The organism is Corynebacterium sp. Marseille-Q4381 (assembly GCF_036881695.1).
Taxonomy (GTDB): Bacteria; Actinomycetota; Actinomycetes; order Mycobacteriales; family Mycobacteriaceae; genus Corynebacterium.
In genome coordinates, this window is sequence record NZ_JBAJNR010000011.1 from 15,370 (window position 1) to 35,384 (window position 20,015).

General features: G+C 64.5%; 19 protein-coding genes. 12 read left to right on the plus strand and 7 right to left on the minus strand.

The features are described 5' to 3' along the window. Positions 1 to 379: 379 nt before the first annotated feature. The 4 genes from V6D40_RS09515 (at position 380) to V6D40_RS09530 (ending at position 4,953) form a co-directional block, all read left to right on the plus strand. A complete protein-coding gene (locus V6D40_RS09515; protein WP_334290123.1) occupies positions 380 to 595 on the plus strand; it encodes a helix-turn-helix transcriptional regulator in 216 nt (71 codons plus the stop codon). Continuing rightward, a complete protein-coding gene (locus tag V6D40_RS09520) occupies positions 592 to 1,749 on the plus strand; it encodes a type II toxin-antitoxin system HipA family toxin (protein WP_334290124.1) in 1,158 nt (385 codons plus the stop codon). The genes V6D40_RS09515 and V6D40_RS09520 overlap by 4 nt, the downstream gene beginning before the upstream one ends. Before the next feature lie 122 nt (positions 1,750 to 1,871). Then, entirely contained in the window at positions 1,872 to 3,041 is a 1,170-nt protein-coding gene (locus V6D40_RS09525) for a Fic family protein (protein WP_334290125.1), read from the plus strand. Positions 3,042 to 3,258: 217 nt separating this feature from the next. Then, positions 3,259 to 4,953, plus strand: coding sequence for a DUF262 domain-containing protein (locus tag V6D40_RS09530; protein WP_334290126.1), 1,695 nt, complete (start codon positions 3,259 to 3,261; stop codon positions 4,951 to 4,953). A 79-nt stretch (positions 4,954 to 5,032) separates the two neighbouring features. On the opposite strand, the gene V6D40_RS09535 is transcribed toward V6D40_RS09530, so the two are convergent. Together V6D40_RS09535 and V6D40_RS09540 are read right to left on the minus strand one after the other, a co-directional pair. Continuing rightward, on the minus strand, positions 5,033 to 5,293 hold the full coding sequence (locus tag V6D40_RS09535; RefSeq protein WP_334290127.1) for a hypothetical protein: 261 nt from the start codon (positions 5,291 to 5,293) through the stop codon (positions 5,033 to 5,035). Positions 5,294 to 5,346: 53 nt separating this feature from the next. Next, entirely contained in the window at positions 5,347 to 6,111 is a 765-nt protein-coding gene (locus V6D40_RS09540; RefSeq protein WP_334290128.1) for an SDR family NAD(P)-dependent oxidoreductase, read from the minus strand. A 29-nt stretch (positions 6,112 to 6,140) separates the two neighbouring features. Here V6D40_RS09540 and V6D40_RS09545 point away from each other — a divergent pair, with 29 nt between their 5' ends. The 5 genes from V6D40_RS09545 (at position 6,141) to V6D40_RS09565 (ending at position 12,146) form a co-directional block, all read left to right on the plus strand. Beyond that, entirely contained in the window at positions 6,141 to 7,022 is an 882-nt protein-coding gene (locus V6D40_RS09545) for an ornithine cyclodeaminase family protein (protein WP_334290129.1), read from the plus strand. A gap of 19 nt (positions 7,023 to 7,041) precedes the next feature. Beyond that, the gene (locus V6D40_RS09550; protein WP_334290130.1) at positions 7,042 to 7,554 is read left to right on the plus strand and encodes a flavodoxin domain-containing protein; all 513 of its coding nucleotides are present in this window, start codon (positions 7,042 to 7,044) and stop codon (positions 7,552 to 7,554) included. Positions 7,555 to 7,717: 163 nt separating this feature from the next. Then, a complete protein-coding gene (gene leuS / locus V6D40_RS09555; RefSeq protein ID WP_334290131.1) occupies positions 7,718 to 10,558 on the plus strand; it encodes a leucine--tRNA ligase in 2,841 nt (946 codons plus the stop codon). 63 nt (positions 10,559 to 10,621) lie between these two features. Further along, positions 10,622 to 11,671, plus strand: a complete 1,050-nt coding sequence (locus tag V6D40_RS09560) for a hypothetical protein (protein ID WP_334290132.1) — start codon at positions 10,622 to 10,624, stop codon at positions 11,669 to 11,671. Next, positions 11,655 to 12,146: a VanZ family protein gene (locus tag V6D40_RS09565; RefSeq protein ID WP_334290133.1), complete on the plus strand. Its 492-nt coding sequence runs from the start codon at positions 11,655 to 11,657 to the stop codon at positions 12,144 to 12,146. Before V6D40_RS09560 ends, V6D40_RS09565 begins: the two co-directional genes overlap by 17 nt. Here V6D40_RS09565 and V6D40_RS09570 read toward each other — a convergent pair. Together V6D40_RS09570 and V6D40_RS09575 are read right to left on the minus strand one after the other, a co-directional pair. Further along, on the minus strand, positions 12,079 to 13,485 hold the full coding sequence (locus V6D40_RS09570) for an IS1096 element passenger TnpR family protein (protein ID WP_334290134.1): 1,407 nt from the start codon (positions 13,483 to 13,485) through the stop codon (positions 12,079 to 12,081). The genes V6D40_RS09565 and V6D40_RS09570 overlap by 68 nt on opposite strands. Then, positions 13,482 to 14,129, minus strand: coding sequence for a hypothetical protein (locus V6D40_RS09575; RefSeq protein ID WP_334290135.1), 648 nt, complete (start codon positions 14,127 to 14,129; stop codon positions 13,482 to 13,484). The genes V6D40_RS09570 and V6D40_RS09575 overlap by 4 nt, the downstream gene beginning before the upstream one ends. 18 nt (positions 14,130 to 14,147) lie before the next feature. Here V6D40_RS09575 and V6D40_RS09580 point away from each other — a divergent pair, with 18 nt between their 5' ends. After that, positions 14,148 to 15,308 (plus strand): Bcr/CflA family efflux MFS transporter, encoded by a 1,161-nt coding sequence (locus V6D40_RS09580; RefSeq protein ID WP_334290136.1) that lies wholly within the window; start codon positions 14,148 to 14,150, stop codon positions 15,306 to 15,308. Here V6D40_RS09580 and V6D40_RS09585 read toward each other — a convergent pair. Together V6D40_RS09585 and V6D40_RS09590 are read right to left on the minus strand one after the other, a co-directional pair. Next, a complete protein-coding gene (locus V6D40_RS09585; RefSeq protein ID WP_334290137.1) occupies positions 15,301 to 15,900 on the minus strand; it encodes a response regulator transcription factor in 600 nt (199 codons plus the stop codon). The two genes, V6D40_RS09580 and V6D40_RS09585, sit on opposite strands and share 8 nt — an antisense overlap. Further along, positions 15,897 to 17,000 (minus strand): sensor histidine kinase, encoded by a 1,104-nt coding sequence (locus V6D40_RS09590; protein ID WP_334290138.1) that lies wholly within the window; start codon positions 16,998 to 17,000, stop codon positions 15,897 to 15,899. Before V6D40_RS09590 ends, V6D40_RS09585 begins: the two co-directional genes overlap by 4 nt. A 100-nt stretch (positions 17,001 to 17,100) precedes the next feature. Here V6D40_RS09590 and V6D40_RS09595 point away from each other — a divergent pair, with 100 nt between their 5' ends. Next, positions 17,101 to 18,072, plus strand: coding sequence for an ABC transporter permease (locus V6D40_RS09595; RefSeq protein ID WP_334290139.1), 972 nt, complete (start codon positions 17,101 to 17,103; stop codon positions 18,070 to 18,072). Further along, positions 18,073 to 18,735 (plus strand): ABC transporter ATP-binding protein, encoded by a 663-nt coding sequence (locus V6D40_RS09600; RefSeq protein WP_334290140.1) that lies wholly within the window; start codon positions 18,073 to 18,075, stop codon positions 18,733 to 18,735. A gap of 12 nt (positions 18,736 to 18,747) precedes the next feature. Here V6D40_RS09600 and V6D40_RS09605 read toward each other — a convergent pair whose 3' ends face one another. Next, complete coding sequence (locus V6D40_RS09605) at positions 18,748 to 19,860, minus strand: MFS transporter (protein ID WP_334290170.1); 1,113 nt, start codon at positions 19,858 to 19,860, stop codon at positions 18,748 to 18,750. Positions 19,861 to 20,015: the final 155 nt, after the last annotated feature.

Consider the following 20,015-nt stretch of genomic DNA (forward strand, 5'->3'; position numbering starts at 1 on the left):
ATGCCAACAACCCTACATTTCAAGTACCTTATTCGGCCATTGGCTCAATCGCGCATGACTTCCCCACCCACGAGACTCAAGTGCGGAGCCGTGCTAGCGGGAGCGCTCGCTGCTCTGCGTCGCCGCAGCGCGCGCCCGCGACGCGTTGGTGATCACCACGGTTGGTGAGCGCTCAGAGCTCCTGCCGGAGGGGTAACAGAGCTGGGCGGATCGTACGCACCGATTCGCTAGATTTTCGCTGCTCCCATCGCCGCGTTTTTGCTAAAACGGATTGAACGCACCGAATTGGGCGGTAATGCGGTAAGGTCCTCTCTACTTACCGGATATTCGGTGCGATCGCTCCGGTGCCTAGGGCGCCAGCTGTAGAGAGGAGTGGCTCATGAAAGTCGAGGAGATCGGGGCTTTCGTGCGCGCCAAGCGCAAAGAGCGCAGACTGACCCAGCTTGAAGTCGCGGAGCTTGCAGATGTGTCGGACCGGTTCCTGAGGGAATTGGAGCACGGAAAGCCATCGGCGGAGATTGGCAAGGTGATCGATGTACTGGCTGTTCTTGGCTTTGACCTCGAACCTGTCGTGCATAGGAGTGACCCGCTATGACCTCGCAGGGTATTGCCGCTGACGTATACGTAGGAGACGAGCTCGTCGGTCACTTCTACAAACGTGTGGATGGGCTCACCGAGTTCGATTACCTTGACGGTGTCACCACCCCAGTGGCCACGACGTTGCCGCTTAGCGGAGCTCCTTACACCACTGCGGCCGGTGCACTCCCACCGTTCTTTACCAACCTCCTGCCGGAGGGTAGGCGTCTTTCCACATTGAAGCGCACTGTAAAGGCCTCCCTTGATGACGAGCTTGCACTTTTGCTCGCCGTAGGCTCCAGCACGGTTGGCGATGTCAGCGTCGTACCGCACGGTCAGAGGCCGAAGCACCCCATGGCCTCAATTGATTTGTCCGGCGCATTGGATTTCTCGGCAGCTCTTAACGCCGCAGGTATCGCAGACCCGATCGCTGTTCCCGGCGTCCAAGACAAGGCTTCTGCCCGCACGATCGCGGCTCCGGTTCGCAACCGTAACGCGGAGTACATCCTCAAAGTTTCCCCACCCGAGTACCCTAAGCTCGTCGAAAATGAAGCCGAATGCTTCAGCATTGCCGGTGCCGCAAAGTTCCCGCTCACAGAAACGCAGTTGCTAACCGACGCCTTTGGGCGCCCCGGACTCCTCATCACACGCTTCGATCGAGTGGGCGGCAAACGCCTCCACGTTGAAGATGCGGCGCAGGTTATGGGCTTGTACCCCAGTGCAAAGTACGACCCGGCGATGGAGGATGTGGCCGGAGCGTTGATGGGCGTGAGCTCGTCACAAAGCTTGACCGCACGATCAATCGCGTTCCAAGTCGCTCTCGCCTGGCTGACTGGGAACGGTGACCTGCACGCTAAAAACATGTCGTTGATCTGGCGCAATGGCGGCGTGGAGATGGCGCCGATATACGACATACCCTCGACGGTGCCTTACGGCGACTCCACGATGGCGCTATCGGTGCAAGGATGGAAAGACAATATTAGCGGCAAGGCGTTTCGGGCTTTTTGTGGCGAAATCGGATTGGGCGAGCGCGTGGCCGAGCGTGTGATGGGGCAAGTTCTGCAATTGACGGAGGGAGCAGCTGAACGAATCATCGCAGCGGCAGACTTCGACCCGCGCCGTGCACGCGATCTCAGGAGGGTTCTGGCGAGTCGGAGAAGGGCGTGGGGTTAAGGCAGAAGGTGGCGCTCCGTCACAGCGGCTCGAAGGATTCCTCGCGGCTCAGGAGTAAGCGATCTTTTGCTTTCCGAACAGACAGACAAAGTTAGAAGCATAAGTTTGGTAGTCTCAGGAATATGACGTGGCCGAAAGCTGGCGTGGAGACCCTCCCTTGGTCCCCTGCTCCCGAGATGGTCTCCCGGCGGGCTGCGCGCAATGCCCCGCGGGAGTACCAGGCCTCAGTTGTGCCCTTCATCGCCGATGAGTCGCTGGAGCTCGCGGATGAAACTCGTGCACTCGTCGAGCAAGCGACAGTGGAGATAGTGCGTTTCGATGCCACCGACGCCCATCGTCTCATCCCGTTTACGCCGCTACTGCTGCGCAGCGAATCCGCCGCGTCGAGCCGGATTGAGCAGCTCACATCGTCCGCGCGGAAAGTGCTCGAGGCAGAGGTAACCGGAAAGGGTAAAGGTAACGCTGCGCTGATCGCTGCCAACACTCGCCAAATGGAGCAAGCCGTCGAACGGGCCCGCGCAAGTGTGGACGGCATTGTCGACATGCATCGCATTCTTCTCGCGGAATCGGCGCCGGACATCGCGGGCAAGCTGCGGAAACAGCAGGTCTGGATCGGCGGCAGCGACTTTTCTCCCGCGGGGGCGGTGTTCGTACCGCCAGGGGCTGCGAGCGTGGAGAAGCTTATGGCGGATCTGGGGCGATTCATGCAGCGCACGGACATTCCCGCGCTCGCGCACGCGGCCGTGGCGCACGCGCAGTTCGAAACGATCCACCCGTTCGCGGACGGCAATGGCCGAACTGGGCGTGCACTAGTCCATGTGATGTTGAAGGAACGCTGCTTAACAAGGAGCTCCGCCCTCCCCATCTCAGCCGGTCTCCTCACCGATTCCGCCGGGTATTTTGCGGCACTTGACGCGTATCGCGACGGCGACGTGGAGCAAATCGTGCAGCTGTTCGCCCGTGCCGCTATTGAGGCGTCCGAGAGAGGCGCGCGGTTGGCGAAGGAGCTGGAGGCGCTGCGCATTGAATGGGACGGCATCCTCACCGCCCGTGCAGACGCGCTCGCTTGGCGCGTCCTCGACCTCCTACAGCAACGGCCGGTATTGACCACAAACGCTGTCTCTACCGAGTTTGGCGTTTCGGCGGAGACAGCCCGCAATGCGCTTGAACGATTGGAGCAGGACGGGATCGTAGTGTCTGCGCAGCTGGACAAACGCCAGCGCGCGTGGCGCTCCCCCGACGTTCTCGAAGTGCTGGACGAATTCGCTGAAATGAGCGGACGTCGGGTGTGACGCTCGCGCTGTTCCTTGCATGCCACAGGAGACTCAAATGCAGGTTGAAAGCACAGTTGACGCCACCGAAACCCACATCCCTGCCTCTCTATGATCCAGTAGAGCGCGATGTTCAGTTAGACGAAATTGACGCTGCTGGGCATCGTAGGATCTCGGTGGTAATCCCTCATAGGATGTGAAATGTGCATCGGAAAGCAACGGGAAGAAGGGGTCATCAGTGGCGCTGCAGGGCAATCAGATCGACGCAAAAGAAATCAACGTAGGAAGGTTGCTCGCCAGCGGCGACTACGAGTTCGTCATCCCTGAGTACCAGAGGCCATACGCCTGGGGAGTTGAGGAAACTTTACAGCTGCTGTCTGATCTTGTCGGTGCGCTAGACCGGGACACAGATGAGCCCTACTTCCTTGGATCGATTGTCCTAGTTAAAGAGCCCGGATCTCCGCGCTCCGAGGTCATTGACGGGCAGCAACGCCTCACCACACTGACCATCCTTCTCGCGGTAATGAGAGATTTGGTGAAGGATGAGGAGCTTCAGGCATCCATCCATCAGCTCATTGAGAAGCCTGCGGTTGTGTGGGCGAGCGAAGCGGCGAGCCCAAGGTTGCGCATCCGGCCGCGGGACCAGAAGTTTTTCGCAACGCACATCCAAACTGCTGGCGGAACCGAGAAGCTGGTAAGTCTCAGCGAGAACTCACTCGATACTGATCCTCAGCGAGGTATTCGCGATAACGCGATCGCGCTTCGGAAAGAGTTGGAAACGTGGGACGAGGGCCAGCTTCAAGCGCTCTTCGTTCTCGTGGCGCAACGGGCGTTTTTGGTTACGGTGGCAACCCCCGATCTCAACAGCGCTTATCGGATCTTTTCTGTCATGAACGCCCGCGGCCTGCCTCTGTCCCCCCAGGACATCTTTAAATCGCAGGTAATCGGCGCCACTCCCGAAGGACAAAAGGACGCCTACGCAAACGTCTGGGAATCGCTTGAGGAGAATCTTGGCCGCGATGAGTTTGGGGACCTGTTCCTCTACATTCGCGCGATCAAGTCTCGTACGCGCGCAGTCAAGGGTCTGCTCCAAGAGTTTCCGGATCAGGTATTAAATGCTTACCTTCCGGATAACGGCATCCGCTTCATTGAAGAAGTGCTGGAGCCCTATGCACGTGCCGACATCCGCCTTTTAGCCCAAGATTTCCACGGTGAGGACCCCCGCTGGCAGGAACTGAATGGCTGGTTGAAGCGGTTGAGCCAGCTCGACAACGACGATTGGCGTCCTCCCGCTCTGTGGGCACTCAAGGAGCACGGTGACGATGTAGCGTTCCTGATCGCTTTTTTCGAGAAACTGGAGCGCCTCGCCGCGAGCATGTTATTGCGAAGGGTGTACGCCACACCGCGCCAGCAGCGGTACATGGAGTTGTTAAAACAGCTGACTGACGGCGACGGGTTGGATTCCCCAGCGTTCCAACTTTCGGATTGGGAACGGTCCGAAACACTGAAGCAGATCGACGGCGATCTCTACCTGCTTACCAGGGTTCGGAAGTACGTCTTGCTCCGATTGGATTCGGTTCTAGCTAATGACCCAGGAGCGTCCTACGACCACCGAATCATCACAGTGGAGCATGTTCTTCCACAGCAGCCGCCGGCTGACAGCGAGTGGGCGCGCACATTTTCTCCGGAGCAGATGGAACGTTGGACCCATCGCTTGGGCAATCTTCTTCTGCTGAATAGGCGCTCCAACTCCCGAGCTCAGAACTACGACTTCGGCGTTAAAAAAGATAAGTACTTCGCGTCAGGCGACGGCGTTGCGGTTTTCGCACTCACTACCCAGGTGTTAGGTGAGCGGGAGTGGACACCGGAGACCATCGCTAGGAGGCAGAACACTCTAGTAGAGCTACTGGCTAAAGAGTGGGATCTGAAGTAGCGAGGGGGGGAGAAGTTCCTAACAGGGAACTCTCCTACCAACGCGATGAGGTTGCGCGGGTGGCGTCCGCTAAGGCAGCCTACTTCGCCGCGTTCGCCCAAGCGCCGTTCGGGTTGTACGGGCTGAACCAGCCGTAGATGCCCATGAATGCCACCAGGAGCACTAGGACGGCGATGACCTCGCCGGCTTCGCTGCTGGAGTTCGAGGTATCCGTGTTCGTAGCGAGCGTGGTGACGTGCTGGGTGGTCGGTGCCGGCGCGGCGCTAGCTTCGGGAGCAACGGCGACGGTGGTCAGGGCCAAGGCGCCTGCGGTAATGGTGCTTGCGAGTTTCTGCTTCATGGGTCTGATTTTGCACTATCGCCCTGTGGCGCGCGCGACGCAAACCCTAGACGCTAGACCGCGGTGTAGCCGCCGTCGACGAGGTGGTGGGAGCCGGTGATGAAGCTGGCGTCGTCGGAAAGCAAAAATGCAACCAAGTTGGCAACATCCTCCGGCCGGCCGAGGCGACCAATCGGGTGCAGGTCTGCAAGTTTCTGCTGCTGCTCGGCGGAGTAGCGCTCGAACATGTGGGTTTTGATGTAGCCGGGGCCGACCGAGTTGACCCGAATGTTGTGTTCGGCGTAGTCGGCACCGAGTGCCTTGGTCAGCCCGATGACGCCGTGCTTGGCGGCGGTATACGCATCCAGGCCGCCCTTGCGCGCCACGGTGCCGTGGATGGAGGACATGTTCACGATCGCCCGCGGGGTGTCGTCGCCTTGGGCGAGGAATTGCTTGAGTTGGTAGTGGCACCCGTACGCCACGCCGTGGAGGTTCAAGTTGACCAGGGAATCCCAGTCATCCAGATCCTTCTCCGCGAGGGGAGCGCGGTTGTCGCCCCGGCCCGCGTTGTTGAACGCGAGGTGGAGTGCGCCGAAGGTGTCGACCGCGAACTTCACCGCGTTCTCGTTGCCCTCGCGGCTCGAGGCGTCGAGCTCGAACGCGGCGGCCTGTGCGCCGCTCGCGGTGAGCTCGTCGCCCGCTGCCTTGGCGGCGTCGAGGTCGAGGTCAGCGATGACGACGCTGGCGCCCTCAGCAGCAAGCTTGGTTGCGGTTGCTTTGCCAATGCCGGAGGCGCCGCCGGTGACGAGGGCGACGCGTCCTTCGAAACGGTTGCTCATGGCCCCAGGCTAACTCCTACACTGGCCGCATGCGTGTCGTGGATTTCAACGAGGCAATCGCAACGCTTAAGCCCGCGGAGGCGGTCGAGGCGATCCGCCGACCCCTGCTCGCAGGTTTCGACCCGGCAACCGATCCGCACCGGCAGAAAGTGGCCCTCCCCCACGGTGAGATGCATCTGCTCCCCTCGGCACTCGACGGCGCGGTGGGCGTCAAAGTGCTCGGCATCCAGCCGCCGGGCTCCACCGAGCAGGTGCCGCTTGTCCAAGGCTCGTATGTGCTTATGGATGGTCGCACGCTCACGCCAGAGATGCTTATCGACGCCGCCGCCCTCACCACCCTCCGCACGCCCGCCGTCTCCGTCGCAGGGGTCCTAGAGCGGCTCCGCGCCTCCACGGACGTCCTCGAGGTGGCCATTTTCGGCACAGGTGCCCAGGCCCGCGCCCACGCCGAGACCCTCACCGACACCCTTCGCGGTATCCGCGAGGTGCGCTGCACTTTCATCTCCCGGCACGACCCCGTGGCTCCCGCAGTTTCAAAGGCAGAGCTCGTGGTCACCGCTACCTCTTCGCTCGAGCCGATCCTCGACGCGGAGCATTTGCTAACCGACGCCACCGTCATTTCCGTCGGCGCCCACACCACCACTACCCGCGAACTGCACGAGGACGTGCTCGTCGGTGCCCAAGTCGTAGTGGAAGACCTCGGGGCCGCCAAGCGCGAGGCGGGGGACGTCGTGATCGCTGTCGAAAAGGGGGCGCTGTCCTGGGACGACGTGCTTCCGATGCGTGATGTGGTGCGCGGTGACGTCACCCTCGACCCGGACCGTCGCGTCGTGTTCAAAACTGTCGGCATGCCGTGGGAGGACCTGGCTGTGGCGGGGGCGTTGGCGCATGCAAGCAAAAGCAGGCCCTAAACCACGGCACAATGGAGTCATGGCCTGCACAGTTTTGTACTCCTCCTTTTACGGCTCAACCCAGCAGTACGCGGAAGCCTTAGCGGCGCGCCTGGGCACCACAGCGAAGCAGCTCGAGCAAGGCGTTCCGCTAAGCGGCCCGACCGTCATCCTCGCGCCAGCGCACGGCCCGATGCATGACGGGGTGAAGTACCTGAAGGGCCTCGACGCCGCTACTGTCCAACACACGCCCGTCGCGCTGGTCACGGTGGGAATGACGCTTGATAGTGAAGTGGCCAAGGCAGACGCCGCCGGTCAGCTCCTCGGCCCGCTTGCGGCACACGTTGAGCGTTTCTACCTGCCCGGCCGCATGAACTATTCCGAGCTTTCCACTCAGCACAAGACGGTCATGAAGGGCCTGATCACCGCGTTGCGGATGAAGCCGGGCAAGAGCGCCAACGAGCGCAACATGATCGACACGTACGGCAAAGACGTCGACCGGGTGGATGTGTCCCGGCTGGACCCGATTGTGGAGTGGGTTGGGGCGCAATAGGCGCGCAGAAAGATATCGAAAGATATCGGAACAATTAGCTGACCTGCATAAACAGGTCAAAAACTTCGGTTTGGGGGCGCTATATCTTCGCTATATCTTTCCGGTATCTTTCGCGATCCGCCTACGCCTGCCGTGTAGTGGGCACCTATTACACTGGCTAACCATGACTAACGCGAGCGACCACGGCCCCGCCCACCGCTACACCGCGGAGTTGGCCGGCGACATCGAGCAGAAGTGGCAGGCCTTTTGGCGCGACAACGGCACGTTCAACGCGCCGAACCCCACCGGCGACCTCGCCACCGGTGACCCGCTGCCGACAGAAAAGCTGAACATCCAGGACATGTTCCCGTACCCATCCGGTGCTGGCCTGCACGTCGGCCACCCGCTGGGTTACATCGCAACGGACGTATTTGCGCGCTACAACCGCATGCTGGGCAAGAACGTCCTGCACACCCTCGGCTACGACGCGTTCGGTCTGCCGGCTGAGCAGTACGCCATCCAAACCGGCACCCACCCGCGCACCACTACCGAGGCGAACATTGAGAACATGACCCGCCAGCTCAACCAGCTGGGCCTGGGCCACGACAAGCGTCGCGCAGTCGCCACCACGGATCCGGAGTTCTACCGCTGGACGCAGTGGATCTTCCTGCAGATCTACAACTCCTGGTTCGACGAGGAGTTGCAAAAGGCCCGCCCGATCGAGGACCTGGTGCGCGACCTGATGACAGGTGTGCGCCAGACCAAGGACGGCCGCGACTTCAAGGACTTGAACACAGAGGAGAAGTACGCGGCGCTGGATGAGTTCCGCTTGGTCTACCTCTCCGACTCCATGGTCAACTGGTGCCCGGGTCTTGGCACGGTGCTGGCTAATGAGGAGGTCACCGCGGACGGCAAGTCCGAGCGCGGCAACTTCCCCGTGTACCGCAAGCGGCTGCGCCAGTGGATGATGCGCATCACCGCATACTCGGACCGCCTGCTGGATGACCTGGATCTTCTGGATTGGCCGGAGAAGGTCAAGTCCATGCAGCGCAACTGGATCGGCCGCTCCCGCGGCGCGCAGGTTGCGTTCGAGTCCCCCGCAGGCGCGATCGAGGTGTTCACCACCCGCCCGGACACGCTCTTCGGCGCGAGCTACGTTGTGTTGGCCCCAGAGCACGAGCTGGTGGAGGAGCTCACTGCCGAGGCCTACCCGGAGGGCACCGACGAGCGCTGGACCAACGGCGAGGCCACCCCGGCCGAGGCCGTGGAGAGCTACCTGAACACCATCGCCGCGAAGTCGGACGTGGAGCGCCAGGAGAACAAGGAGAAGACCGGTGTCTTCCTCGGTTCCTACGCGGTTAACCCGGTCAGCGGCGACAAGGTCCCGATCTTCATCGCGGACTACGTGCTCACCGGCTACGGCACCGGCGCGATCATGGCGGTGCCGGCGCACGACGAGCGAGACTACGAGTTCGCCAACGTCTTCAACCTGCCGATCACGGCGGTGCTCGACGGCGACGTCTCTGAGGAGGCGTTCACCGGCGACGCCACTCACATCAACTCCGCAAACGACAACGGCCTCGACCTCAACGGCCTGGGCAAGGACGAGGCGATCAACCGCGCCATCGACTGGCTCACCGAGCGCGAAGCCGGCGAGGAAAAGATCCAGTACAAGCTGCGCGACTGGCTGTTTGCCCGCCAGCGCTACTGGGGCGAGCCGTTCCCGATCGTCTACGACGAGAACGGCCAAGCCCACGGCATCCCGGAGGACCAGCTGCCGGTGGAGCTGCCCGAGGTCGAAGACTACAAGCCGGTGTCCTTCGACCCGGACGACCGCGACTCGGAGCCCTCTCCCCCGCTGGCGAAGGCCACGGACTGGGTCAACGTCACGATGGATCTGGGCGACGGCCCGAAGCAGTACAAGCGCGACACGAACGTCATGCCGCAGTGGGCGGGCTCGAGCTGGTACCAACTGCGCTACATCGACCCGACGAACGATGAGCAGTTCGTGAACCTCGAAAACGAGCAGTACTGGACCGGCCCGCAGCCGGACGTTCACGGCGAGAACGACCCGGGCGGCGTGGACCTCTACGTCGGCGGTGTGGAGCACGCCGTGCTGCACCTGCTCTACGCCCGCTTCTGGCACAAGGTCCTCTACGACTTGGGCTTTGTTACCTCGAAGGAGCCGTACCGCCGCCTGTTCAACCAGGGCTACATCCAGGCGTACGCCTACACGGACGCCCGCGGCGTGTACGTCCCTGCTGTCGAGGTTGAGGAGAAGGACGGCAAGTACTACTTCAACGGCGAAGAGGTCAACCGCGAGTACGGCAAGATGGGCAAGAGCCTGAAGAACGCCGTTGCCCCGGACGACATCGCCCGCGATTTCGGCGCGGACACCCTGCGCGTCTACGAGATGTCCATGGGTCCCTTGGACACCTCCCGCCCGTGGGCGACGAAGGATGTCGTCGGCGCGCACCGCTTCCTACAGCGCCTGTGGCGCCTGGTGGTCAACGAGGACACTGGTGAGCTCGCGGTCAGCGGCGCCGAGCTGACCGCCGAGGACGAAAAGCAGCTCCACCGCACCATCGCCGGCGTGCGCGACGATTACGAGCACCTGCGCGACAACACCGTGGTGGCCAAGCTCATCGAGTACGTCAACTACCTGACCAAGACCTACCCGGACAGTGCCCCGCGCGCCGCCGTCGAGCCGCTGGTGCAGATGGTCTCCCCGCTCGCTCCGCACATCGCCGAAGAGCTGTGGTCGCGGCTCGGTTACGACGGCACCATCACCTTCGTGCCGTTCCCGGCGTTCGAGGAGCACTTGCTTGTCGACGCCACCGTCGAACTCCCCATCCAAATCAACGGCAAAGTCAAGGCGCGCATCGACGTGCCGACGGACGCCTCCAAGGACGAGATCGAAAAGCTCGCCCTGGGCGACCCGAAGGTCGGCGAACTCACGGCTGGCAAGAACGTTGTGAAGACCATCGTGGTTCCTGGCCGCATGGTCAACCTCGTGGTGAAGTAGGCGCCGGACGGTACACTCGCACTGGCGTAAGACTTCACAAGTTTTTAGGTAAGGAGAGCGCCGGTGACGAACCAGGGCTACGGCAACTACCCGTCCTACGGAGGGGACCCGCAGGGCGGGGACAACCCCGGTTACAACGGGTACAACGACTACAGCGGTAACAATGGCTACAGCGAGTACTCCCAGTTCGAGGTGAACTCCGCCGAGGCGCTCTCGGGCGCGGACGCGCAGCGCTTCCACGGCACCCAGTTCGTGGACGGCTACTACGGCGACGGCGCCACCCCGCACCCGATTAATGACCCGACCGCCAACGGCTGGACCCACACCAAGGGCACCGGCAAGCTCAAGGTCGGCCAAGCTGTGGGCTGGGGCTTCAACGCGTACCAGGCGAACCCGGGCATCTGGCTCATCGTGGGCCTCGTTCTGGCGGCGATTGGCCTGGTCAGCGACCTCCCCGCCCTCGCAGCGGTCGGCCCCTTGGTTAGCCTCGTCGGGATTTTCCTCGAGCCGCTGTTTGTCAGCGCTGGCCTGCAACAGACCCTGACCAAGAACTTCAAGGGGATCAAGACCCCGGCCTACGGCAAGACGCTGGGCATGCTGATCGTGGTCTCGCTCCTCTTTGGCTTCATCTCCGGCATCGTCTTCCTCATCGGTTTCCTCATCGCGATCCCGTTCATGAACTTGGACCCGGCTCTTTTTGAGGACCCGACCGCGGTGCAGGACCCGGCCGCTGTCGCCGAGGTCCTCGGCCAGATCGCGCCGGGCTTCATCATCGGCGGCCTGCTGGTGCTGCTGGTCCTGCCGTTCGCGGTCTACCCGATCTTCTACGCCGCGGATAACGCCGGCACCTTCGGCAACGCGCTCGGCCAGGGCATCAAGGCGGGCGGCCGCAACTACGGCCAGACCCTGCTGCTGGTGGTGATCCTCGGCGCGCTGACCATGCTCACCGCGGTGCCGTCGCTGCTCACCGTCACGATGGGCATGAACGCGTGGTTCTCCATCCTGCTGGCGTTCCTGCTCACCGTCGTGATCTCGCCGCTTCGCTTCATCATCGGCGCCCATGCCTACCGCCAGGTTTCCGGCGGGCCGGTTCCCCATGAGACAACCGCGTAAGCGTCTCCTCATCACGAGCACCCTGCTGATTGCGGCAGTGGTGCTCGTTCTTACTGTGGGCAAGGCGTACTTCTCTGTGCCGGGCCTGTGGTCCGCCGAGGCGCACCAAGTGCGCCAAATCCGCCTCGTCCCCTTCGAAACATTCGTCCACTACCGCGTGTGGTGGGGCCCGTGGCTGAACTTCTTCGGCAACATCGCGCTATTTTTCCCCGTGGGGTGGCTAGCCCACGCCTGGACCGGTTCAGTGCGCAAGGCGCTACTCGCCGGGGTCGCGTTCAGCTGCGGCATCGAGGTTCTCCAATTCGTGCTGGCCGCAGGCTACAGCGATCTTGACGACGTCCTCTTCAACTCCCTCGGCGCCTTCCTCGGCGCGAAGGCCCGAGAGAAGGCCCGTGAGAAGACCCGCGCTAGTGCCCGTGCACGTACAGCGAGAGAATCCGCTGCAGCATCCGGTACGCCGACCCCGTCAGCGTAGAGCCTTGGGGCGCGACCTCGATCGCGCCGAGGTCGACGAGGAAGCGAAACACCAGGTCGGTCTTCTCCGGCACTGATTCAAATGGCGGCGGGGTGATCCCGTAGTCGCCGCCGATGCTGTACCAGTCCGCGAGCGCCCACAGCACCGCCTTCCACTCCTCCTCGCCGAAGGCGTGCTCGAAGCCGGCCGCCCACTCGGCGATGTTGAGCCCGGTGTCGAAGAACTCGTACGCCATGCGGCCGAGCTCGCTGGCCACCAGTGCGCCCTCGCGCTCCTCCACAAACCCGCCGCCCACCAGCAGCAGCCGCACGTCGTACACGGAGGGGAAAGTGTTCTCGCGCGGCTGCCGAAGCCGTGAGTTGATGTGCAGGAGCTCCATCATCTCCCGGATCGTGGCCACCGGCATCTTGCCGGTCTTGGTCAGCTGCACCGGCTCGAGGAAGAGCCCGATGAGTGCGCGCAGCGTGATCGGGAACCGATCCACGAAGTCGGGCTCATTATCCTCCACCGCGCCGGGGAACAAAATGACGTTGTCGTCAAGGTCTCCGTCGTCGCGGTGGTCGCGGCCGCCCGGGGGCACGAGACCGGAGGGGTGCGGGCCCGGGCGCTGGTCGAAGAAGTCCGAAACCGCCGCAAGCAAGGTCGGGTTCTGGTCGGGGTACGGGTCGTCTTCAAGAATCGCCTGGAGGTCGGGGCGGGAATCCAAAAACTGGCCGAACTCGTCCGCAAGCGTCGGCGCGTGCGGGCGCGGCGGCTGGTCGACCGGGTCGTAAAAGAGTTCCTCGGCGATGTAGCTCACCCGCGTGGCCACGGTCACCGGGTCCGCGATGGTGAGGCGGTCTAACATCCGCTCCGGGCTCATGACCGGCAGGAAGCTGAGCAGGAGCGGGGTGACCTCCATGTTCGGCGGCAGGCCTGCGGCGATGCGGCGCGCCTCGTGGCGGAACTTCGTCATCAACTCGGGTCCGTTGGCGGATTCGATGATGTCGGGACCGGCTGCGTCGACAAGCAGCGGCGTCGGGCCACCCAGCTCACTGGGGCCGAGTGCCTCAACCCGGATGTTCCAATTCGCCGTGGGGTCGTAGATGTAGGTGATGTCGGTGAACTTCGAGACGAACACTTCGCTCTCGTCGGCCTCGCCCGCGCCCGGCGACTCCGAGAACACCTGCCGGAATTTCCCCGAGCCGGTGATGAAGAGGTGGCTCGCGGCGCCGGAGAAGCCGAAGGCGGCGTCGATCACCTCGGCGAGCTGGGTCAGGTCAAGGCTGTCGTCGACGTTGACGCAGCGGGAGACCTCGGGGTTGGACCCCTCCAGCGTCATCAGCAGGGTGACAATCATTGCGGCGCGCCACCGAAGATGACGGCGTACGCCCACGCCTCGGAGGCGTTCTTCACACCCCACGTGGTCGTGCCCGCCTCGGTGGAGGCGACCTCGCCGCGCGGTACCTCGACGTTTTGCAGGCTGAGGCCCTCGCTCAGCGCCAGAAAGCCGTGCTCGAAGTCGGGGTTCAGCGTGAACGCGATCTCAGCACCCGGCGCGACGCGGATCTCCGCGGCCACAATGTCGCTGCCGGTCGCTACCGGCGAGGTTTGGCCGAACATCTCGCCGGCGAAGACGCGCGCCTCGCCGGAGACCCGGGTGGTCACACTCCGCAGGGCAAAGGGCTCCGGGGCGAAGATTTCCAGGGTGGTGGCGTCTGCGGTGGCGCTGGCAAGCAGCCTGGCATCTAAGCGCACGCACCGTGCGCCGCTGGCTGCCTCGACCTGCACCGACGTGCTCCCCGGCGCGATAACGGCCTCGCCGACCTCAACCGTGTCGGCGACCTCGCCGCCGCGCAGCTGCGCCCGGCCGCCGGCGACCCAGATGAAGCTCTGGTGGCCGGGCGCGGCGTGCGTAACGCCACTGAACTCGCCGGCGAAATCGAAGGGGCCGATCAGACCCCCGGCGGCCCCGTTTTTTGCGCTGCCCTGCTGGTAACCCATGTGCGTTATGGTACCTGGGTGCAGAAACTTTCGGCTGGCTTGATACTGGCGCTTGCGTTTTTCGCCGCGGCCGCGCCGCTGTCCATCGACATGTACCTGGCCGGCATTCCCGCACTGCAAGACGAGTTTGCCACCTCCGCCTCCGCCGCACAGGCCACCATCTCCGGCTTCATGCTGGGCATGGCCACCGGCAACCTCGTCTTCGGCCCGATCTCGGACGCCACCGGCCGCAAGCGACCGATCGTCATCGGCTCGGTGATCCTGTTTCTCACCGCCGTCGCCTGCGCCATGGCGCCCACCATCGGCGCGCTGATTGCCGCTCGCTTCGTCCAGGGTGTCGCCGGCGGCTGCGTGGTGGTGGTCTCCCGCGCGGTGATCCCCGACCTGGTCACCGGAGCCGCGGCCGCGCGCGGGTTCTCGGCGCTCATGGCGCTCACGGGCTTCATGCCCGCAATCGCGCCAGCGCTCGGCGGGTTGCTCCTGCCGCTGATCGGTTGGCGCGGCGTGTTCTGGTTCATCGCCGCGGTCAACCTCATCCAGGTCGGCCTTGCGCTCTGGCTGCCGGAGTCGCTGCCGCCCGCCGCGCGCAAACCGAACGCGCTGGCAGGGCTGTTCCTCCGCATCGGCCAATGCCTGCGCCGCCCCGCGTTCGTCGGCTACATGCTCGCCGGCGCGCTCGGCTTCGGCGCGCTGTTCGCCTACATCGCCGCCTCCCCGCTCGTGCTCCAGCGCCAGCTCGGCTTCAGCCCCACCGCCTTCGCGTTCACGTTCGGCGGTATCTCCCTGCTCATCCCGCTCGCCAACGCCGTGAACATGCGGCTGGTCAAGCGCGTGCCCCCGCAGCGGTTGCTCACCGGGGCATTGCTTATCGACGCCCTCCTAGCCCTCACCATCCTCCTCATCTCACTGGGCGAGCCCTCCATCTTCATCGTCCCGCTGGTCGCGGGGCTGCCGGTAATGGGCGGGTTCATCGGCGCCAACGCCACGGCGCTGGCTGTCGAGGAGATCCGCGACATCGGCGCGGGCGCGGGCACCGGCGCCATGGGTTTTCTGCAGTTCGCGGTTGCCGCGCTTGTCTCCCCCGCCGCGGGTCTGGGTACCAACCACGCCCTGGTGATGGGCGCGGTCTCCCTCGCCTGCGCGTGCGCCGCACTCGTCGCGCTGCGCACGCTTAAATAATCTTGCGCTCCTGCGCGCGCTGCACCGCCGCCGTGCGGTTGTCCACGCCGAGCTTGCCGTAGATGTGGATCAGGTGCGTCTTCACCGTCGCCTGCGAGATGAAGAGCTGGTTCGCGATCTCCCTGTTCGACGCGCCCGTCTTCAGCGCCTGCAGGATCTCGATCTCGCGGGCGGAGAGCGCCTCGTCGGGTCGGCTGACCCGCTCCGCGAGCGCCCCTGCCGCCTGGGGCGAGAGCACGCGCTGCCGGTTCGCGGCTTTCAGCACCGCGGCGTGGAGCTCGTCCTCCGGGGCGTCTTTGAGCAGGTAGCCCATCGCGCCGGCCTCCATCGCGGCGATCACGTCGGACTGCGTGTCGTACGTGGTGAGGATGAGTACCGGCGGGCCGCCGGCCGCGGTGAGGAGCCGAGTGAGCTCGATCCCGCTCACCTGCGGCATCTGGATGTCCGTGACCACCACGTCGACACCCTCGGGCACCTCCGCGCCGCCGTCCGCGGCCTCAGCGACCACCTCGACGTCCCCGAACGAGTTCAGGACGGCGTGGAGGCCGGCGCGGACGACCGGGTGATCGTCAATAAGCATGATGCGTATCATTTCCCCTCCACTGGAACGCTGGCCGCGAGCACGCTGCCGTCGATGGTCAGTTCGCCGCCGGCTTCCTCGACGCGGGCGCGCAAACCTTTGAGCCCGTAGCCCTCGTTCTCGCCGATGCCCGGGCCGTTGTCGTAGACATCCACCGTGGCGGTGCCCCCCAGCATATCCGCCGTGACCACGGCCCGGTTAGCGCTCGAGTGGCGCTCGATGTTGCTGATACCCTCGCGCGCGACGCGCTCGATCACCGCCGCGGCGGCGGCCGGCACCGCGTACGCCCCGTCGGCGTTCACGGTCACCTGAAGCTCGCGGCCGAGGGCGCGCTGGCGCTGCTCAGCGGCCTGGGCCAGCTCTTTGAGACGCTGCGGCAGCGGTGCTTCTGTGCGGTTCGCGTCGCTGGCGTTGTCGGAGACGAAACGGCGCGCTTCCGCCAGGTTGTCGGCGGCGGTGGCGCGGATCGTGTTCAGCGTCGCCCGCGCTGCCTCGTTGTCGCCGAGCTGCTTGTCCAGCGCCCGGCCCAGCAGCACGATGGAGCTTAAGCCCTGCGCCATGGTGTCGTGCACCTCGCGAGAGAGCCGCGCGCGCTCCTCCGCCACGCCCGCGGCGTGCTCGAGGACCTTGTAGTGCTCGGTTTCGTCCCGCAGCGCCTTGTATGCGTAGACGATGAACACCGCGAGCGCGGTGCCGATCGTCGGCCCGATGAACCCGCCCCAGCCCGATTCCGGGACTGTGGTGAACAGCGTGCCGGCGAGCAGCAACGCGGAGATGAGCAGGCCGAACGGCGTGGCGAGCAGGAAGCACGCCAGCATGACCAGGGGGAACTCCAGCCACACGAACGCAGACGAGCGCACCGCGAGCTGGGCCCAGACAACGATGACGATCCCCAGCCAGGCCTGCTCCCCGTTGGCGGGAATCGGCTTGCCGCGGTTGAACCAGACCGTGCCCGCCAGATACACCGCGGCGAACGCTACGGCGAGGCCGAGGGTGATTCCATCCAGCTCGCCCGCCTGGTTCGCCCCCACGAGACCCACGGCAAGTAGCACCGCGACCAGCACGTGAAGGCTCACTCCCAAAAGGGTCAGGATCCGGTTGGTGTGTTTCACATCGACCAAGGCTAGTACGGGCAATCAACCGATCGGTTGATTCCGGTTTCAACCGCCCTCCCGATGTGTAAACCCCCAGCTCACGGCCAATATTAAGGGCATGTTCTTAGCACTCCGTGAAATCACATCGGCGCGCGGCCGTTTCGGCCTGATCGCCGGCACCGTCGCGCTGATCACCTTGCTCGTGGTCATGCTCACCGGGCTCACCAACGGCCTGGGCAAGCAAAACACGTCCGCGCTCGAGGCGCTCGACCCGCAGTCGGTCATCTTCCAAGACAACGACGATCCGTCGTTCACCACCTCCCGCGTCGACGCGCGCGAGGGCACGACCCCGCTCGGCACCGGCCAGAGCCTGCTCTCGCGTGACGACGGCACCGAGGAAGCCGTCGCCATCATGGCGCTTCCGGAGGGCACCGAGCTGCCCGGCGGCGAGGTGCTGGGCGCCGGCGCAGTCGCGTCCGAATCACTCGGCCTGCGCGAGGGTGAGACGGTGACGGTTGGGGGCGTTGAGGTGGGCGTCGACAAGCAAAGCTCCAACCTCGAGTTTTCCCACACCCCTGTGCTGTGGGTGCCGACCGCAACCTGGCAGCAGACCATGCACACCGACGCCGACGGCACCGTCCTGCTGGCGAGCGACGACTCCGGGCTGAGCCTGAAGGATTCCTTCCAGGGCCTGCCGGCGTACAGCTCCGAGCAGGGCTCGCTGAAGATGATCCAGGGCTTCCTGTACGCCATCGCGGCGCTGGTCATCGTTGCGTTCCTGACAGTGTGGACCATGCAGCGCACCCGCGACCTGGCCATCTTGAAGGCGATCGGCGCGCCGAACAGCTATTTACGACGCGACGCGCTCGGCCAGTCCGCCGTCATCCTCGCCATCGGCGTCATCCTGGGCACGGCTGTCGCCCTCGGCCTCGGCGCCTTGGCAGCAGGCACCGTGCCGTTCACGCTGACCGTGCTCACCGGCATCGTCCCACCCCTTCTGATCTTCGCGCTCGGCATGATCGGCGCGCTGATCGCTACCCGCTCCATCACCAAAGTTGAACCGCAGCTCGCACTCGGAGGTATCGCGTAAATGCTCACCATGGAAAACGTCACCGTCACGTTCCAAGACGGCCAAGACCGCATCACCGCCCTCGACTCCGCGAATTTCGAAGCGCGTCCGGGCCAGCTCACCTTCATCATCGGCGAGTCCGGCTCCGGCAAGTCCACGCTGCTCTCCGCGGCCGCGGGGCTGATCACCCCCGATTCGGGCTCGGTGCAGCTTGACGACGTCGCGGTTTCAGACGACGTGCGGTTGAACAAGATCGGCATGATCTTCCAGCAGGCCAACCTGATCGGCGCGCTGAACGTGCGCGACCAGCTCTTGATCACCGACCACATGCGAGGCGTGAAGCCGCGCGCCGACCGCGCCGACTCGTTGTTGGCCAAGGTTGGCCTGGAGGGGCTCGGTTCGCGCAGGATGCAGCAGCTCTCCGGCGGTCAGCGTCAGCGTGTGGGCATCGCCCGTGCGCTGATGGGCGAGCCGTCGCTCGTTCTTGCCGACGAACCCACCGCCGCGCTTGACTCCGAGCGCTCGGTAGAGATTGCCACGCTGCTCCGCGAGCTTGTGGAGGAAAACAACGTGGCGTGCGGCTTTGTCACCCACGACCGCTCACTGATCGAGCAGGGCGACGCAGTGTACGAGGTGCACGACGGTCAGGTTGAGCGCGCCCGCGCTGCGGTTGGGGCTGCGTAGCGGGGCTGTGTTTTAGCGCAGGCGGGGGCGGGAGAACCCCGCCAGCGCCACGAGTGCTGCCGCGCCGAGCACGAGCGTGATCAAAAGGGTGCCGGAAAGGAACCCTGCGTCGACGCTTGCCGCGCCGAGCGCGGAGCCGGACGCGATGCCGACCTGGAACGTCACCACGTAGATCGAGCTCGCCAGGTCCTGGTTGCGCTTGCCGGCGTGCAGGAAGATCGTGGTGCCGGCGGTGGGCAGCGCACCCGCCGCGAGGCCGAGCACAGCGACCATGATGAACATAATCACGCCGGAATCCAGCTGCAGCGCGATGAGGCCGGTCATCGCCGCGGCCATCAGCAGCAGCGTGTCGAGACCGTTGATGCGGATCATGCGGCGGTCCACCCGGCGACCGGTGGCCACCACGCCCACCAAACCGAAGATGCCGTACATGGACAGGCCCACCGGCACCCACGCGGGGCTGGTGGTGGTCTCAATAAACAGAGCGAGGTACGTGAACGCGGCGAATAGGGACGTCACCGCGAAGGCGAGGTAGAACACCAGCGGCGGGATCGCAGACTTCGTGCGCGCCGCGTCCGCCAGCTGCTCAGCCGGACGCGCCGGCATGCTGGGCAAGGTGCGGATGATCAGGAGAAAGGCGACGATGACCGCGATGCCTAAGATCCATGTCGCGCCCCGCCACCCGATCGCGTGGCCGATCGCCGTGGACAGCGGCGCGCCGATCACGGTGGACATGGTGGAGCCGAGCCCCACCGCCGCAACCGCCTTGCCGGTCTGGCCCGGGGGCGCGAGTCGCCCCGCCATCGGGTTGACCAACGACCAGAACAGGCCGTGGGTCAGCGCCGCGGTGACGCGCCCGGCCACCAAGACCCAGTAGTTCGTGGCCAGTGCCTGTAGGACGATGCCGGTGAGGAGGAACGCGAGCGTCGCTAAGAACACTGGCCTGCGATCGAGATGCCGGGTGGCGTGCACGAGCGGGATCGTCACCACGGCGACAAGGCCGGCGTAGATAGTCATGAGCAGGCCGATGCGGCCCTCGCTCACCCCCAGGTCCGCAGCCATCGGTGTGATGAGGCCGACCGAAAACATCTCAAACGTGACGTACACGAACGCCGCAAAACCCATCGCCGCGATTGGTACGCGCTGAAGCGTTGTGTACTGAGGCTCTTGATGGGCGCTGGTGTTGGTCACCGGTGCAGGGTATGCCCTGTGGGGCGGTTTCGCCAGACGGGTTGCTGCGCGCTGTAGCTCCCAAGGATTTTGGCTTGATCCGGCTCCGG

Excerpts from the sequence above, each read along its gene's own strand:
- V6D40_RS09515 (WP_334290123.1), top strand. The coding sequence starts at position 380 with ATGAAAGTCGAGGAGATCGGGGCTTTCGTGCGCGCCAAGCGCAAAGAG.
- V6D40_RS09520 (WP_334290124.1), top strand. The coding sequence starts at position 592 with ATGACCTCGCAGGGTATTGCCGCTGACGTATACGTAGGAGACGAGCTC.
- V6D40_RS09525 (WP_334290125.1), top strand. The coding sequence starts at position 1,872 with ATGACGTGGCCGAAAGCTGGCGTGGAGACCCTCCCTTGGTCCCCTGCT.
- V6D40_RS09535 (WP_334290127.1), bottom strand. The coding sequence starts at position 5,293 with ATGAAGCAGAAACTCGCAAGCACCATTACCGCAGGCGCCTTGGCCCTG.
- V6D40_RS09540 (WP_334290128.1), bottom strand. The coding sequence starts at position 6,111 with ATGAGCAACCGTTTCGAAGGACGCGTCGCCCTCGTCACCGGCGGCGCC.
- V6D40_RS09545 (WP_334290129.1), top strand. The coding sequence starts at position 6,141 with ATGCGTGTCGTGGATTTCAACGAGGCAATCGCAACGCTTAAGCCCGCG.
- V6D40_RS09550 (WP_334290130.1), top strand. The coding sequence starts at position 7,042 with ATGGCCTGCACAGTTTTGTACTCCTCCTTTTACGGCTCAACCCAGCAG.
- leuS (WP_334290131.1), top strand. The coding sequence starts at position 7,718 with ATGACTAACGCGAGCGACCACGGCCCCGCCCACCGCTACACCGCGGAG.
- V6D40_RS09565 (WP_334290133.1), top strand. The coding sequence starts at position 11,655 with ATGAGACAACCGCGTAAGCGTCTCCTCATCACGAGCACCCTGCTGATT.
- V6D40_RS09570 (WP_334290134.1), bottom strand. The coding sequence starts at position 13,485 with ATGATTGTCACCCTGCTGATGACGCTGGAGGGGTCCAACCCCGAGGTC.
- V6D40_RS09575 (WP_334290135.1), bottom strand. The coding sequence starts at position 14,129 with ATGGGTTACCAGCAGGGCAGCGCAAAAAACGGGGCCGCCGGGGGTCTG.
- V6D40_RS09585 (WP_334290137.1), bottom strand. The coding sequence starts at position 15,900 with ATGATACGCATCATGCTTATTGACGATCACCCGGTCGTCCGCGCCGGC.
- V6D40_RS09595 (WP_334290139.1), top strand. The coding sequence starts at position 17,101 with ATGTTCTTAGCACTCCGTGAAATCACATCGGCGCGCGGCCGTTTCGGC.
- V6D40_RS09600 (WP_334290140.1), top strand. The coding sequence starts at position 18,073 with ATGCTCACCATGGAAAACGTCACCGTCACGTTCCAAGACGGCCAAGAC.
- V6D40_RS09605 (WP_334290170.1), bottom strand. The coding sequence starts at position 19,860 with ATGGGTTTTGCGGCGTTCGTGTACGTCACGTTTGAGATGTTTTCGGTC.